Raw genomic sequence first — 15,120 nt, 5'->3', positions numbered from 1 at the left:
GCACCGTCGTGGCACGGGTCGACGTCGAGCTGGTGCGTCGCGGGCTCGCCCGGTCGCGCGGCGATGCCGGGCAGCTCATCGCGGCCGGCCGGGTGCGGTTGGACGGGTCTCGCGTGGTGCGTGCCTCCGTGGCGGTCGAGCCCGAGCGCGTGCTCGTCGTGGAGCCCGACGCCCAGGATCCGGGGTACGCGTCCCGTGCGGGCCACAAGCTCGCCGGTGCGCTCGACGTGTGGCGGTCGCAGGGTCTCGCGGTCGCGGGACGCCGCTGCCTGGACGCCGGTGCGAGCACGGGCGGTTTCACGGACGTGCTGCTGCGACGGGGCGCCGCCTCGGTCGTCGCCGTGGACGTCGGGCACGGGCAGCTGCGTCCGGAGCTGCGTTCCGACCCGCGCGTCGACGTGCGGGAGGGTGTCAACGTCCGTGACCTGGTTGCCGGAGACGTGCAACCGCCGCCGGAGCTGGTCGTCGCGGACCTCTCGTTCATCTCGCTGCGCCTGGTCGTGGCGCCGCTCTCGGCCGTCGCGGCACCGGGCGCCGACCTCGTGCTGCTCGTCAAGCCGCAGTTCGAGGTGGGGCGCGAGCGGCTGGGCTCCGGCGGCGTGGTGCGCAGCCCCGCGCTCCGCAGGGACGCGGTGCTCGGTGTGCTCGAGGCGGCCGACGCGGCGGACCTGACCCCTGTGGACCTGCTCCGGAGCGTGCTGCCGGGGCCGAGCGGCAACGTCGAGTACCTGATGCGGCTCGTCGCACCGGGAGCCGCTGGACGGGTCGAGCCGATGCCCGTCGGCCGCGTCGACTCGGTCGTGCTGGAGGAGGACGCATGACACGTCGTGCACTGGTCGTCACCCACCGCGGCCGGCCGGAGGCCGTGGCCGCGACACTGGTCGTGGTGCGTGAGCTCGAGCGCGCCGGCGTGGAGCCGGTCACGGCCGAGGAGGACGCGACGGCAGCGGATCTGCCCACCTTCGACCTCGCCGTGGTGCTCGGGGGCGACGGCACGATCCTGCGGGCCGCGGAGCTCACCCGCGGGACCGGTGTGCCGATGCTCGGCGTCAACCTCGGCCATGTCGGCTTCCTGGCGGAGATCGAGCCGGACAACGTCACCGCGGCCGTCCGGAGGCTGACGAGCGGCGACTTCGTCGTCGAGGAGCGCAGCACGCTCGAGGTGCGGGTCATCAGCCCGAACGGCGAGGAGCGCACCGGGTGGGCGCTGAACGACGCCGCGCTGCAGAAGACCGAGGCGGCCAAGATGATCGAGGTGATCACGGAGGTCGACGACCGACCGCTCGCCTCGTTCGGCACGGACGGCATCGTCGTCGCGACCGCGACCGGCTCGACCGCGCACGCCTTCTCCGGAGGCGGCCCGGTGGTGTGGCCGGACGTCGAGGGCCTGATCGTCGTCCCGTTGGCGGCGCACGCCCTCTTCGCTCGCCCCTTGGTGATCGGTCCGCACAGCGTCGTCGCGGTGGAGATCCTCGAACGGTCACCCTCGGGGGCGGTGCTGACGAACGACGGACGGCGCAGGCTCGACGCACCCCCCGGATCCCGGCTGGAGGTGTGGCTGAGCGACGTGCCGGTGCGGATGGCCCGCCTGACACCGGCGCCGTTCACCACTCGGCTCGTGAACAAGTTCGGCCTGTCGGTCCAGGGCTGGCGCGGCCACTCCGCCGTCGTGCGGCCGCGCAGGGGTCGACCCGTCGCGCCCGGAGAGGTGGGTGCCCGGCCGGCCGGGCGGGGGCAGCAGACGGAGACGCCCGCGGAGGACGTGCCGTGATCGAGGAGATCCGGATCAGCGACCTCGGCGTCATCGGGCAGGCCCAGATGGCCCTGGGGCCGGGACTGACGGTGCTGACCGGCGAGACCGGGGCTGGCAAGACGATGGTGCTGACCGCCCTCTCGCTGCTGCTGGGGGGCAAGGCGGACCCCGCGACCGTCCGCGTCGGCGCGCCGGCGGCCGCCGTCGAGGGACGGGTGCACCTCGACGGCCACCCGGACGCGATCGCGCGTGTGACCGACGCGGGCGCGGAGCTGGACGACGACGGCTCGCTGGTGCTGCTGCGGACCGTGACGGCCGCCGGGCCGGACAGCGTGGGCCGGTCCCGCGCTCACCTCGGCGGTCGGTCCGTGCCGCACGGGGTCCTGGCGGAGATCGCGGACGCGCTGGTGACGGTGCACGGGCAGGCGGACCAGCTGCGCCTGCGGACGCCGGCGGCCCAGCGGGAGGCGCTCGACGAGTTCGTCGGGCCGGAGCACCGGGATCGTCTGGCGGCCTACCGGGTGGCATGGACGACCAGCGCCCAGGTGGGCGCCGAGCTGACCGAGCTCGTCGAGCGGGCGCAGGACCGCTCGCGCGAGGCGGAGCTCCTGCGCCTCGGACTCGCCGAGGTGGAGCGGATCGACCCGCAGCCCGAGGAGGACGTCGCGCTGGCCGACGAGGCGGAGCGTCTGACCCACGCCGAGGACCTGCGGTCTGCCGCGAGCGCGGCGCACGGCGCGCTCGCCGGTGAGGACGAGGTCGGCGAGGCTCCGGCAGCGACGCTCCTCGTGGACGCCGCGCGGCGCCTGCTGGACCAGGCGGGCGCGCACGACCCGACGCTGGCGGCCCTGGCGACACGCGTGGCCGAGGCGGGGTACCTGCTCGCGGATGTCGCGACGGACCTCGCCGGGTATCTGCAGGACCTGCAGGCGGACCCGGCGCGGCTCGAGGCCGTGCAGTCTCGGCGTGCCGAGCTGGCCACCCTGACACGGAGCCACGGCGGCGATGTCGCGGGTGTGCTGGCTTGGGCCCGGCAGGCGGGTCTGCGGCTGCTGGAGCTCGAGGACGACGGCGGCCGGATCGAGGCGCTGCGGACGCGCCGCACCGAGCTCGACGCCGAGGTCCAGGCTCTGGCCGCCGAGATCGGCGCGGCCCGGCGCGCGGCCGCGACCAGGCTGGCAGAGAGCGTCACGGCCGAGCTCGCCGGTCTCGCCATGGCGGGCGCGCGCCTCGAGGTGGTGGTCGAGGACGCGGACGAGCCCTCGGTGCACGGCGCGGACCGGGTGGAGCTGCTGCTGGTGCCGCACGCCGGCGCCCCGGCGCGACCGCTCGGCAAGGGGGCGTCCGGCGGCGAGCTGTCCCGCGTGATGCTCGCGATCGAGGTGTCGTTGGCGACGTCGGGCGGCGCTCGGGCGCAGACCCCGGGCACCTTCGTGTTCGACGAGGTGGACGCCGGCGTGGGCGGCAAGGCGGCAGTGGAGGTCGGACGACGCCTGGCGCAGCTCGCCCGGTCGGCGCAGGTGCTCGTCGTCACCCACCTGGCGCAGGTCGCCGCGTTCGCGGACACGCATCTCGTGGTGACGAAGTCCACGGCGGGCGGGCACGACGTGGTCACCGAGTCCGACGTCCGATCGGTCGCGGGCGAGGACCGGGTCCGTGAGCTGGCGCGCATGCTGGCTGGTCAGGAGGATTCCGAGGCGGCTCGCGCGCACGCGGCGGAGCTCCTGGCGCAGTCGGGCGTGGGACGATGAACCGCGATGAAACTCTCCCTGCGCAGGCACGGTCATACGGCCGGCGCCGACGAGGTCGTGGGCCCGGCACGGGTCGACCGCCGCACGAAGGCCCTGACCAAGCGTCTACGACCTGGTGACGTCGCGGTCATCGACCACCTCGACCTCGACCGCGTGGCGGCGGAGGCCCTGGTCGCCTGCCGTCCCGCGGCGGTCCTGAACGCCGCGCGCTCCACCTCCGGCCGGTACCCGAACCTGGGTCCCGAGATCCTGGTGGCGGCAGGGGTCCCGCTCGTCGACGACCTCGGCCCTGATGTCATGTCGGTGTCCGACGGACGGGTGATCCGGGTCGCGGACGGCGCCGTGTTCGACCAGGACCGCCTGATCGCCGAGGGGGAGCTGCAGACGGTGGAGTCCGTCGCGGCCTCGATGGAGGCGGCGCGTGCGGGCCTCTCGGTACAGCTCGAGTCGTTCGCCGCCAACACGATGGACTACCTGCGGCGGGAACGGGAGCTGCTGCTCGACGGCGTCGGCGTGCCGGACGTCCGCACGCCCATCGAGGGCCGTCAGGTGCTCGTCGTCGTGCGGGGCTACCACTACAAGGAGGACCTCGTCGCGCTGCGCCCGTACATCCGGGAGTTCCACCCCGTGCTGATCGGGGTGGACGGTGGCGCGGACGCGATCCTCGAGGCCGGTGCGCGGCCCGACCTCATCGTCGGCGACATGGACTCCGTCTCCGACCGGGCCCTGCGGTGCGGTGCCGAGGTGGTGGTGCACGCCTATCGCGACGGGCGGGCACCCGGCCTGGCGCGCGTCGAGGCGCTCGGCATCCCCTACGTGGTGTTCCCGGCGACGGGGACCAGCGAGGACGTGGCGATGCTGCTCGCGGACGACAAGGGCGCGGAGCTGATCGTGGCGCTCGGCACGCACGCCACGCTGGTGGAGTTCCTCGACAAGGGTCGTTCCGGCATGGCCAGCACGTTCCTGACCCGCCTCCGGGTGGGCGGCAAGCTGGTGGACGCCAAGGGGGTGTCGCAGCTGTACCGGCACGGCATCTCCAACCTCCAGCTGGTGCTGCTGATCGCCGCAGGACTGTTCGCGCTGGGCGTCGCGCTCGCGTCGACCGTCGGCGGCCAGGCGCTGTACGGGCTGCTCGGTGCGCGGTTCGACGACGTCGTCTCGTGGGTGCGCGGGCTGTTCGGGGGCCTGCCGTGACGTCCGACCCGCCTGCTGCCCGTCCCGACCTCGACCGAGAGCGCGTCCAGTGATCGACTTCCGGTACCACCTCGTCTCCCTGATCTCCGTCTTCCTCGCGCTCGCCGTGGGTATCGCGCTCGGCGCCGGCCCGTTGAAGCAGACGCTGGGCGACACCCTCACGGGCCAGGTGCAGCAGCTCCGCACCGAGAAGGCGCAGCTGCGCAGCCAGCTCGACGACACGGCGGGCCAGCTGAAGAACAGCGATGCCTACCTCGACGCGGCGAGCGGGCAGCTGGTGCAGGGGACCCTGAAGGACCGGCGCGTCGCGGTCGTCGCGCTCGGCGCCGTCCCGCAGGACGAGCGCACCGCCGTCGACGCCCGGCTCACGCAGGCCGGCGCCACGGTCAGCGCCCACGTGACCTTGACGGACGCGTGGTCGTCGACGGACCAACGCAGCTTCCGGCAGGGCCTGGTCGGCTACCTCCTCGGCTACCTGAACCCCGCGCCCGACCAGGGGGCGGGCGTGCAGGCGCAGCTGGCGCAGGCGCTGGTGCAGGGGCTGGTTCGCGCCGAGTCCGGCAAGCCCGACACCCTGACGCAGGACTCCACGGTGCTGCTGCAGCTGCTGTCCTCGGGTCAGACACCGCTGATCACGCTCGCCAACCCCGTCACGGCGCCGGCCGACGCCGTCGTGGTGCTGGCCGTCCCGGTCGTGACGACGAGCGCGGCGACCCCGGCACCGACCCCGGCGCAGGACGCGACGAGCTCGGCGCTCGCGGTGGTCGGCGCGGCACAGTCGTTCTCGCACGGCGCCGTGCTGGTGGACGGGTCGGTCGCGGCGGGTTCGCTGGTGTCGGCCGTGCTGGCCGACAAGTCGCTGAACGGTGCGGTGACCACGGTCTCCGGCGCGGACACGATCACCGGCCAGGTCACGGTGCCGCTGGCGCTCGCGGCGCGCATCGCGGGGACCAACGGCCACTACGGCTTCGGCAGCGGGCTGTCCCCGATGCCGGCGCGCACGGCGGTGCCGACGACCGCCGGCGCCCGGACCGCCGGGTGAGCGTCGGGCTGCTGCGCCGCGCCCTCACCGGTTTCGCGGCGGCCGCGACCACCTCGGTGGTCCGCGGTGCGCTGGACTGGCAGCCCCCCGGCGGGCCGGCCCGGTGGACGCGCCGGAACCACGCCGGCGAACCGGTCAGCCTGCTCGAGGGACCGGCCGTGACCGTCGGTGTGCTGGCGGGGGCGGTGAGCGGGGCGACGACGGCGCGAGGTGGCCTCTCGGCTGCCGTGGCGGTGCTGGGCGCCGGCGGCTTCGGGCTGCTCGACGACCTGGGTGAAGCCGCCGCAGAGCCGACCAAGGGGCTGCGCGGACACCTCGGCGCCCTGGCGCGGGGCCGGCTGACGACCGGGGGGCTGAAGGTGCTGGGGATCGGCGCCTCGGCGGTGGTGGCGGCAGCGCTGCTCCCACGCGTGGGCCACCGCGGACGGCGCACCGCCGACGTGCTGGTGGACGCCGCGATCATCGCCGGGACGGCGAACCTGGTGAACCTGCTCGACCTGCGCCCAGGTCGGGCGCTGAAGGCCGCCGCCGTCGTCGCCGGACCCGTGGCGCTGGCCGGCGGACCCGGTGCGGTGCCGGCGAGCGCGGTGCTCGGCGCCGCGGTGGCGGCTTCTGAGCCCGATCTGGCCGAGACCGACATGCTCGGGGACTGCGGCGCGAACGCGCTCGGGGCGGCCCTCGGCACGGCGATCGCGCAGAGCGCTCCGCGCGCCGTCCGCATCGCGTGGCTGGTGACCGTCGGTGCCCTCACGGTGGCGAGCGAACGGGTCAGCTTCACTGCCGTGATCGAGCGGACGCCGGCGCTCGCGGCCGTCGACGCCTGGGGCCGGCGTCGCCGGCCAGGCCGGGGGTGAGTCCCGCGCGCCGCCGGCTGCTCGGCGGGCTCGCGGGCGCCGCGGCGATGATCGCCGTGGTCACCGCGCTGTCCCGCGTGCTGGGCTTCGTCCGTTACCTGGTCGGCGCGGGCACCGTCGGGATGGGCGGGGTGGCCGACGCCTACAACTCCGCGAACGTGCTGCCGAACGTGCTGTTCGAGGTGGCAGCCGGCGGCGCCCTCGCCGGCGCGCTCGTGCCGTTGCTGGCAGGACCGGTGCTGCGCCGCGACGCGGCGGAGGTGGACCGGATCGTCGGCGCCGCGCTCGGCTGGACCCTGCTCGTCCTCACCCCGCTCGGGCTGCTGCTGGCGGCCGTGTCCGGTCCGGTGGCTCACCTCGTCGCCGGGGACCGCGGTGCGGGGGCGGTCGAGGTCCTGCGCTTCTTCGTCGTCGTGTTCGCGGCGCAGGTGCCGATGTACGGGTTGACGGTGCTGCTGTACGCGGTGCTGCAGGCGCACCGGCGGTTCTTCTGGCCGGCTTTCGCGCCCGTGATGTCGTCCCTGGTTGTCGTCGCGACCTTCCTCGGGTACGGGTTGCTGGCGCACGGCCAACGGGACGACCCGGCCGCCGTCCCCGGCGCCGCCCTGCAGGTGCTGGCCTGGGGGACCACCGCGGGCGTGGCGTCCATGTGCTTCCCGATGCTCGTGCCGGTACGTCGGCTCGGGGTCGCCATCCGTCCGACGCTGCGGTTCCCCCCGGGCGTGGCACGCCGGTTCAGGTCGCTGGCGTTCGCGGGTGTCGGGGCCGTCGCCGCCCAGCAGCTCTCGGTGCTGGTGGTGCTGCAGCTCGCCGTCACCCGCGGCACGAGCGGTTCGTACACGACGTTCGTGTACGGGCAGCAGGTGTACCTGCTGCCCTACGCGATCCTCGTCGTGCCCCTGGCCACGTCGACCTTCCCGCGGGTCGCCGCGCGGGTCGCCGCTTCGGACCAGGACGGGTTCGCACGGCTGTCCGCGCTCACCACCCGCGCCGTGCTGGCCGCCGCGGCCACCGGAGCCGCGGCCCTGCTGGCGGCCGCACCGGCGGTGGCCCGGGTGTTCGCGGCGCTGTCGCACAGCCCCTCCGTGCAGCCCGACATGACGGCCCTGCTCACGTGGATGCTCCCGGGGGTGGTCGGCTTCGCGGCGATGTTCCACGTGTCCCGGACGCTGTACGCCCTCGAGCGGGCGCGTTCGGCCGTCGTGAGCGCCGCCGTGGGCTGGGGCACGGTGGCGGTCGTCGCGGTGGTGGCCGTCGTCGCGCTGACGTCGCACGGACCCGACCGTGCCGCCGTGCTGACCGCGCTCGGCCTCGCCACGACGGCCGGGATGACGGCCGGGGGCGGCGCGACGCTCGTGGCGCTGCGGCGGGCGGCGGGTCCGGCGGCGCTCGACGGACTGACCCGCACGCTGCTCGTCCTGGGCGGTGCCGGTGCGGTGGCAGCCGTCGCGGGTCGGTGGGTGGCGGATGCGGTGTCGAACGTCGCCGGCACCGGCGCGTGGACCGCGCTCGGGGCGGCGGCCGGAGCCGGGCTCGTCGCGCTGCTCGTGGTGGTCGGGGCGGTCCTGGGCCTGGACCGCGAGACCGTGCACGGGATGCTGCGAGCGGAGCACGAACCGGCCCGGAGCTGAGCGGCGCTCGGGACCGCCCGACGACGCCGCGGGGCGTGCCGCGGCGTCGGGCCGGTCGAACGGTCCGGTAGGGTGGAAGCCCGTGATGGATCGCGCGCACCGACTCTCCGGGCGGTCGGATTCTCTGACCCGGCACATCTTCGTCACCGGAGGCGTCGCCTCTTCTCTGGGCAAGGGCCTGACGGCCAGCAGCCTCGGGCGCCTCCTGCGCTCGCGCGGTCTGCGGGTCACCATGCAGAAGCTCGACCCCTACCTCAACGTGGACCCGGGCACCATGAACCCGTTCCAGCACGGTGAGGTGTTCGTCACGGACGACGGTGCGGAGACCGACCTCGACGTCGGCCACTACGAGCGGTTCCTCGACGTGAACCTGGTCGGCTCGGCCAACGTGACCACCGGCCAGATCTACTCGACGGTGATCGCCCGCGAGCGGCGCGGGGAGTACCTCGGGGACACCGTGCAGGTGATCCCGCACATCACGGACGAGATCAAGGCGCGGATGCGCGCGCAGGCCGGTGACGACGTCGACGTGATCATCACCGAGATCGGCGGCACCGTCGGCGACATCGAGTCGCTGCCGTTCCTCGAGGCGGCCCGCCAGGTGCGCCACGACGTCGGCCGTGCGAACGTCTTCTTCCTGCACGTGTCGCTGGTGCCGTACATCGGTCCGTCGGGCGAGCTCAAGACGAAGCCGACGCAGCACTCCGTCGCCGCGCTGCGCAGCATCGGCATCCAGCCGGACGCCATCGTGCTGCGCGCCGACCGCGAGGTGCCGGAGTCCACCAAGCGCAAGATCGCGCTGATGTGCGACGTGGACGTGGAGGGCGTCGTCACCGCGGCGGACGCGCCGAGCATCTACGAGATCCCGCGCGTGCTGCACTCCGAGGGCCTCGACGCCTACGTGGTGCAGCGTCTCGCGCTGCCCTTCCGCGACGTGGACTGGAGCGGCTGGGACGCCCTGCTGCAGCGCGTGCACCGCCCGGCGCACGAGGTCGAGATCGCCCTGGTCGGCAAGTACATCGACCTGCCGGACGCCTACCTGTCCGTCACGGAGGCGCTGCGGGCCGGCGGGTTCCACCACGACGCCCGGGTGAAGATCCGCTGGGTCACCTCCGACGACTGCCAGACGCTGGACGGTGCGGCAGCCGCGCTCGAGGGCGTGGACGGTGTGGTGATCCCCGGCGGTTTCGGGGTTCGCGGCATCGAGGGCAAGGTCGGCGCGCTGCGCTGGGCCCGCGAGAACAAGGTCCCGACGCTGGGCCTGTGCCTCGGCCTGCAGTGCATGGTGATCGAGTACTCCCGCAACGTGCTGGGGCTGGACGGGGCATCGTCCTCGGAGTTCGACCCGGACACGCCGCACGCCGTGATCGCGACGATGGCGGAGCAGCTGGCGATCGTCGGCGGCGAGGGCGACCTGGGCGGCACCATGCGGCTCGGTGCCTACGAGGCCGTGCTGACGCCGGGCTCGCTGGTCGCGGAGCTGTACGGCGCCGACAAGGTGTCCGAGCGGCACCGCCACCGGTACGAGGTGAACAACGCCTACCGCGACAAGCTCGAGGAGGCCGGCCTGGTGATCTCCGGCGTGTCGCCGGACACGTCGCTGGTCGAGTTCGTCGAGCTGCCGCGAGAGGAGCACCCGTACTTCGTCGCGACGCAGGCGCACCCGGAGTTCAAGTCGCGCCCGACGCGGGCGCACCCGCTGTTCGCCGGCCTCGTCGGTGCGGCGCTGAAGCGGCGCTCCGCATGACCACCCGGCCCGCCACCCCGGAGCCGACCGACACGGTCGCGAGCCGTCCCGTCGTGCAGCACCGCGTGCTGCACGACGGGGCGGTGTTCGACGTGGTCGCCGACCACGTCGACCTGGGTGGCGAGCCTGTGCTGCGCGAGTACACGGCGCACCCCGGTGCGGCCGGTGTGATCGCGCTGGACGACGAGGACCGGGTGCTGCTGCTGTCCCAGTACCGGCACCCGGTCCGTCGGGAGCTGTGGGAGCCGCCGGCCGGGCTGCTGGACGTCGAGGGGGAGGACCCCGTCGCTGCGGCAGCGCGCGAGCTCGCCGAGGAGGCCGACCTGCGGGCGGCCTCGTGGTGGCGGCTGGTCGACTTCTTCACCTCACCGGGCAGCTCCGACGAGTCGATCACGGTCTACCTGGCGCGGGACCTCTCGCCGGTGCCGCACGGCGACCGTTACGAGCGCATCGACGAGGAGGCGACGATGGTCGCCTCCTGGCTGCCGCTCGACGAGGCGGTCGCCTCGGTGCTCGGCGGACGGCTGCACAACCCGACGGCCGTGGTGGGGATCCTCGCGGCGGCGGCCGCCCGCGCTGCGGGTTGGTCCACGCTCGAGGTCGTCACGGCGTAGCGAGGCCACCGCCGTCGGGAGCATGAGCCTCGCGGCGGGACGGTGGACCGACCTCGAGAGGCGGTCAGGCGGCGCGGGCCGCTGCAGCGGGCTGCGGACCCGGCGCCGGGAGAGCAGGCACCGGACCGCGCGTGCGGAGGGTGCCGGCGAGCAGGACGACCGCGACGACGAGCGCGGCGGCCCCCAGCATGTGCAGGTCGACCAGGGCGATGGGCAGCCCGGTGAACAGCTGGACGTAGCCGATCAGCGCCTGCGCCGCGGTGACGGCGAGGAGCAGCCAGGCGGCGCGACGGGCGGGGGCCGGTCCGGTGCGGCGCAGCCGCAGCAGGACGGCGACGAGCAGCGCGACGAAGAGCCAGACCGCCAGCGAGTGCACGCGCGCCATCTGGAACGGGTCGACGGCGAACCGGTAGCCGACCCGGTCGTCGCCCGAGTGCGGACCGGCCCCGGTCACCACGACGCCGAGGACCACGACGGCGACGGCCGCGACGCCGAGGCCGGCGACCAGCCGGCGCGTGACGCCGTCCACCACGGGGGTCGACGCCGCGTCGCTCTCGCGCGAGCGGACCACCAGCCACGTCGACACGGCGACGAGCACCATCGACAGGAGCATGTGGCCGCTGACGACGGCCGGCGGCAGCTGGTACAGGACCGCCATCCCCCCGACGACGGCCTGGACGACCACGCCGACCAGGGGCACCCACGCCATCGTGCGGTAGGACGCCGAGCGACGGCGGTCCAGGCCGACGAGGAGCGCGACCGCGAGCGAGACGACGACGAGGACACCGGTGATGGTGCGGTTCCCGAACTCGATGAACGGGTGGTAGCTGGTCGCGTCGTGCACGGTCGGCGTGAAGTGTCCCGGCTCGCAGCTGGGCCACGACGAGCAGCCGAGACCTGAGGCCGTCAGGCGCACCAGACCGCCGGTGACGATGATCAGCACCTGCGCGACGAGGTTGGCCACCACCGCGCGCCAGCGCCAGGTGTCGAGGCGGTCGCGGACGAGAGGTGCGGAGGCCGCTGCGCTGGTCACGGTCACCAGGGTAGATCGCCGCCGGAACCGGTCCCGGCGGGCTACGACCAGCGGAACCAGCGGGCGGCCGCGGCGGACAGCGCGACCGCCCACACGGCGAGCACCGCCAGCGGTCCGGCGGCCCACGTGCCGTGCAGCAGCGCGGCACGCAGCGACTCGCCGAGCGCGCCCGACGGCAGCCAGCCGACGACGTGGGCGAGCCCGGCGGGCAGCACGCTCGCGGGAAGCACCACCCCGCCGAAGGCGAGGAGCACCAGCACGAGGTTCGCCAGCGCGATGACCGCCTCGGCACGGACCCGTCCTGCGGCGAGCAGGGCGGCCGCGCCCCACGCCGTGGTGCCGAGCAGCCAGGCCACGACCGCCGGCAGGATGCCGCCCGGCTCGGGTCGCCAGCCGAGCGCGACGGCCGCACCGCCGATCACCACGACCTGCATCACCTGCACGGCCAGCACGGCGACGAGCTTGCCGACGAGCAGCCCGGTGGGGCCGAGCGGGGTGGTCGCCATCAGGCGCAGCACGCCGTTGCGCCGGTCGAACGCCGTGGTGATCGCCGGTGAGGTGAAGGCCGAGCTCATCAGCGCGAACGCGAGCACGCCCGGTGTGACCAGGTCGATGCGGGTCGCGCCGCCCGTGTCCAGCGCGACGAAGGTGGCCCGCGCGAGGCCGCCCAGCAGGATCAGCGGCAGCAGGACCGTCACCATCACCTGCTCGCCGTTGCGGAGCACCGCGCGCAGCTCGAAGGCGCTCTGCGCGGCGATCCGCCTGGAGGCGGGGGCGGCGGTGGTCATCGCAGGCTCCGCCCGGTCAGGTCGAGGAAGACGTCCTCGAGCGTGCGGCGGCCGAGCTCCAGGCGGGTGACCTGCACGTCCGCGTCGGCGAGCGTCGCCGTGACGGCAGCCACCGACCTGGGGTCGACAGGTCCGGTGACGCTGCAGGCCGTGCGGCCGGCGGCCTCGACCGTGAACGCCGATCCCAGCGCCGTCGCCAGCGCGGCCGGGTCGAGGGGCTTCGCGGCCTCGACGCGCAGCGTGGTGGTGCCTCCCGAGGCGACGAGCTCGGCGACCGTGCCGGAGGCGATCGCACGCCCGTGGTCGACGATCACGACGTGGTCCGCCAGGGCCTCGGCCTCGGCCATGAAGTGCGTGGTGAGCACCACGGACACCCCGTCGGCGGACAGCTCGCCGACGAGGTCCCACACGGCGTGTCGCGCCTGGGGGTCCAGCCCCGCGCTCGGCTCGTCGAGGAAGACCAGACGGGGACGTCCGACGAGCGCCACGGCGAGCGCGAGCCGCTGCCGCTCGCCGCCGGACAGCCGTCGCACGGAGGTGCGCGCGAACGTGCGCAGGCCGAGGCGCTCCGTCAGCTCGCCGGTGTCGACCGGGTCGGCGTACATGCGCGCGACGTGCTCCAGGACGTCGCCCGCCCGTTGCGTGTTCGGCAGTCCGCCGTCCTGGAGCATCACGCCGACCAGCGGTCGCAGCGTCGTGGCGTCGTGCGCGGGGTCGAGGCCCAGGACCCGCACGTCGCCGCCGTCGCGATGTCGCAGACCCTCGCAGATCTCGACGGTGGTCGTCTTGCCGGCGCCGTTGGGGCCGAGCACCGCGGTCACCCGTCCGGACTCCGCGACCAGGTCGAGCCCCTCGACCGCGACGTCCGTGCCGTAGCGCTTGAGCAGCCCCGTCACCTCGACGGCTGGGGAGAGCGGCACGGGCGCGACTCTATCCCGGCGCCCTGTGGCCCCTGGCGCGGGCGGTGGCGGACCGCGCGCCGTGTGGGTGGTGTGCGGGAGGGTGGTCGGGTGCTGCTCCTGGTCACCCGGCACCCCGACGGGGTGACCGCACGGGTGCGCCGCGTGGACCGGGGGGTGCCGCACGCCGTGGTCGGCCGCGAGTCGGCGCCGCGCTGGGTGTGGAGCGACACGTCGGCCCTGTACCCCGGCCTGCTGGCCGACGGGGTCCGGGTCGATCGCTGCCTGGACCTGCGGCTCGCGCATCGCGTCCTGCGCCTCGCGCCGGCCGTCGCCACCTCGAGGCTGGCGACCGCCGCGGCCGGCCCGTTCGACGCGCCGGCTCCGGCCGAGCCCGGACCTCCCGCCGAGACGCTCTTCGACGAGGTCCGGGCCGAGCGGCCGCTCGACGAGGAGACGTGCCTGGCGGAGCTGACCGCGCAGCACGAGGCGGTCGAGCACGCCGCCCCACCGGCACGGTTGAGGCTGCTGCTGGCTGCCGAGTCGGCCGGTGCGCTGGCGGCGGCGGAGATGCGACACGCCGGCGTGCCGTGGGACCCGGCGGTGCACGACGAGGTGCTCCGCTCGCTCCTCGGGCCACGTCCGCGCGCCGGTGAGCGGCCCCACCGTCTCGAGCAGCTCGCGGAGCAGCTGCGGTCGGAGCTGGACGCACCGGCGCTGAACCCCGACTCGCAACCGGACCTGCTCCGTGCGCTGCGCCGCGTAGGACTGCCGGTGACCTCGACCCGGAAGTGGGAGCTCGAGGGTCTGGACCACGCAGCCGTCGCACCGCTGACGGAGTACAAGCGGCTGTCACGCCTGCACACCGCCAACGGCTGGGCGTGGCTGGACACCTGGGTGCACGACGGGCGCTTCCGTCCCGAGTACGTGGTCGGAGGGGTGGTCACCGGTCGGTGGGGCAGCAGCGGCGGTGGTGCCCTCCAGCTGCCGCGTCACCTGCGCGATGCCGTGCGTGCCGACGAGGGGTGGAGCCTGGTCGTCGCCGATGCGGCGCAGCTGGAGCCGCGCGTGCTGGCCGGGCTGGCGCACGACGAGCAGCTCGCCGCAGCGGGCCGGGGCCACGACCTCTACGCCGCGATGGTGGCGGCCGGGGTGGTGCCGGAGCGGGCGCTGGCGAAGGTCGGCATGCTGGGCGCGCTCTACGGCGGCACCACCGGCGCGAGCGCAGCGGTGCTGCCGCGGATCGCCCGGGCGTACTCGGACGCGTTGGCGTACGTCGAGGCGGCCGCTCGCGCCGGCGAGCGCGGGGAGGTGGTGTCGACCCTGCTGGGACGGGGCTCGCCGCGGCCGGGGGCGGCCTGGGCCCGATCCCAGGTTGAGGCGCTGTCCGATGACGCAGGTGCGGGCGAGGAGTCCCGGGCCCGGGTGGCGAGCCGGGGCTGGGGCCGCTTCACCAGGAACTTCGTCGTGCAGGGCACGGCAGCGGAGTGGGCCCTGGCCTGGATCGCGGAGACGCGGCGCAGGTTGTGGGCGATGGGACCGACGGCTGCGGTCGGTCGCGCGGCGGAGCCGTTCGCCGCGCGCCCGCACCTCGTCTACTTCCTGCACGACGAGCTTGTGGTCCACACCCCGACGGCCCTGGCCCCCGTGGTGGTCGAGGAGGTCCGTGCCGCCGCGGTGGCCGCCGGGCGGCTGCTGTTCGGCGACTTCCCGGTCGAGTTCCCGCTCTCCGTGGGGACGGCCACGTCGTACGGCGACGCGAAGGGCGCCTGACCGGGCAGCTCGCGCGTCGCGTCCCGCGCGGTGGCCGCATC

13 protein-coding genes are annotated in these 15,120 nt (G+C 74.8%); 10 read left to right on the top strand and 3 right to left on the bottom strand.

Translation table 11 applies throughout. The features are described 5' to 3' along the window. Window positions 1-8: 8 nt before the first annotated feature. The 9 genes from QMF98_RS09980 to QMF98_RS09940 all read left to right on the top strand — a co-directional run bounded on the left by QMF98_RS09980 (window position 9) and on the right by QMF98_RS09940 (window position 10,586). Window positions 9-821, top strand: a complete 813-nt coding sequence (locus QMF98_RS09980) for a TlyA family RNA methyltransferase (protein WP_348773363.1) — start codon at window positions 9-11, stop codon at window positions 819-821. After that, window positions 818-1,771, top strand: a complete 954-nt coding sequence (locus QMF98_RS09975; RefSeq protein WP_337972919.1) for an NAD kinase — start codon at window positions 818-820, stop codon at window positions 1,769-1,771. The genes QMF98_RS09980 and QMF98_RS09975 overlap by 4 nt, the downstream gene beginning before the upstream one ends. Beyond that, the gene (recN, locus tag QMF98_RS09970; protein WP_337972918.1) at window positions 1,768-3,504 is read left to right on the top strand and encodes a DNA repair protein RecN; all 1,737 of its coding nucleotides are present in this window, start codon (window positions 1,768-1,770) and stop codon (window positions 3,502-3,504) included. The genes QMF98_RS09975 and recN overlap by 4 nt, the downstream gene beginning before the upstream one ends. A gap of 6 nt (window positions 3,505-3,510) precedes the next feature. Further along, window positions 3,511-4,698: a putative cytokinetic ring protein SteA gene (steA, locus tag QMF98_RS09965; protein ID WP_337972917.1), complete on the top strand. Its 1,188-nt coding sequence runs from the start codon at window positions 3,511-3,513 to the stop codon at window positions 4,696-4,698. Window positions 4,699-4,747: 49 nt separating this feature from the next. Next, window positions 4,748-5,740, top strand: coding sequence for a copper transporter (locus tag QMF98_RS09960; RefSeq protein ID WP_337972916.1), 993 nt, complete (start codon window positions 4,748-4,750; stop codon window positions 5,738-5,740). Further along, window positions 5,737-6,594, top strand: a complete 858-nt coding sequence (locus QMF98_RS09955; protein ID WP_337972915.1) for a hypothetical protein — start codon at window positions 5,737-5,739, stop codon at window positions 6,592-6,594. Before QMF98_RS09960 ends, QMF98_RS09955 begins: the two co-directional genes overlap by 4 nt. Next, entirely contained in the window at window positions 6,591-8,225 is a 1,635-nt protein-coding gene (gene murJ, locus QMF98_RS09950) for a murein biosynthesis integral membrane protein MurJ (protein ID WP_337972914.1), read from the top strand. Before QMF98_RS09955 ends, murJ begins: the two co-directional genes overlap by 4 nt. Window positions 8,226-8,310: 85 nt before the next feature. Beyond that, window positions 8,311-9,972 (top strand): CTP synthase, encoded by a 1,662-nt coding sequence (gene pyrG / locus QMF98_RS09945; RefSeq protein WP_337972913.1) that lies wholly within the window; start codon window positions 8,311-8,313, stop codon window positions 9,970-9,972. Further along, the gene (locus QMF98_RS09940) at window positions 9,969-10,586 is read left to right on the top strand and encodes an NUDIX domain-containing protein (RefSeq protein ID WP_337972912.1); all 618 of its coding nucleotides are present in this window, start codon (window positions 9,969-9,971) and stop codon (window positions 10,584-10,586) included. Before pyrG ends, QMF98_RS09940 begins: the two co-directional genes overlap by 4 nt. 64 nt (window positions 10,587-10,650) lie before the next feature. Here QMF98_RS09940 and QMF98_RS09935 read toward each other — a convergent pair whose 3' ends face one another. From QMF98_RS09935 to QMF98_RS09925, 3 genes are read right to left on the bottom strand one after another with little or no spacing between them, the layout of a single operon-like run. Then, window positions 10,651-11,619, bottom strand: coding sequence for a COX15/CtaA family protein (locus QMF98_RS09935; RefSeq protein ID WP_337972911.1), 969 nt, complete (start codon window positions 11,617-11,619; stop codon window positions 10,651-10,653). Between the two features lie 41 nt (window positions 11,620-11,660). After that, window positions 11,661-12,407 carry an ABC transporter permease gene (locus tag QMF98_RS09930; protein WP_337972910.1) on the bottom strand — a complete coding sequence of 249 codons (747 nt, stop codon included), beginning with the start codon at window positions 12,405-12,407 and terminating at the stop codon, window positions 11,661-11,663. Then, a complete protein-coding gene (locus tag QMF98_RS09925) occupies window positions 12,404-13,327 on the bottom strand; it encodes an ABC transporter ATP-binding protein (protein WP_337972909.1) in 924 nt (307 codons plus the stop codon). The genes QMF98_RS09930 and QMF98_RS09925 overlap by 4 nt, the downstream gene beginning before the upstream one ends. A 90-nt stretch (window positions 13,328-13,417) precedes the next feature. Here QMF98_RS09925 and QMF98_RS09920 point away from each other — a divergent pair, with 90 nt between their 5' ends. Next, on the top strand, window positions 13,418-15,079 hold the full coding sequence (locus QMF98_RS09920) for a bifunctional 3'-5' exonuclease/DNA polymerase (protein ID WP_337972908.1): 1,662 nt from the start codon (window positions 13,418-13,420) through the stop codon (window positions 15,077-15,079). The last annotated feature ends 41 nt before the right edge of the window (window positions 15,080-15,120 follow it).

The sequence above is a fragment of the Cellulomonas sp. NTE-D12 genome, assembly GCF_027923705.1.
Lineage (GTDB): Bacteria > Actinomycetota > Actinomycetes > Actinomycetales > Cellulomonadaceae > Cellulomonas.
This window is presented reverse-complemented; position numbering and strand designations above follow the sequence as displayed.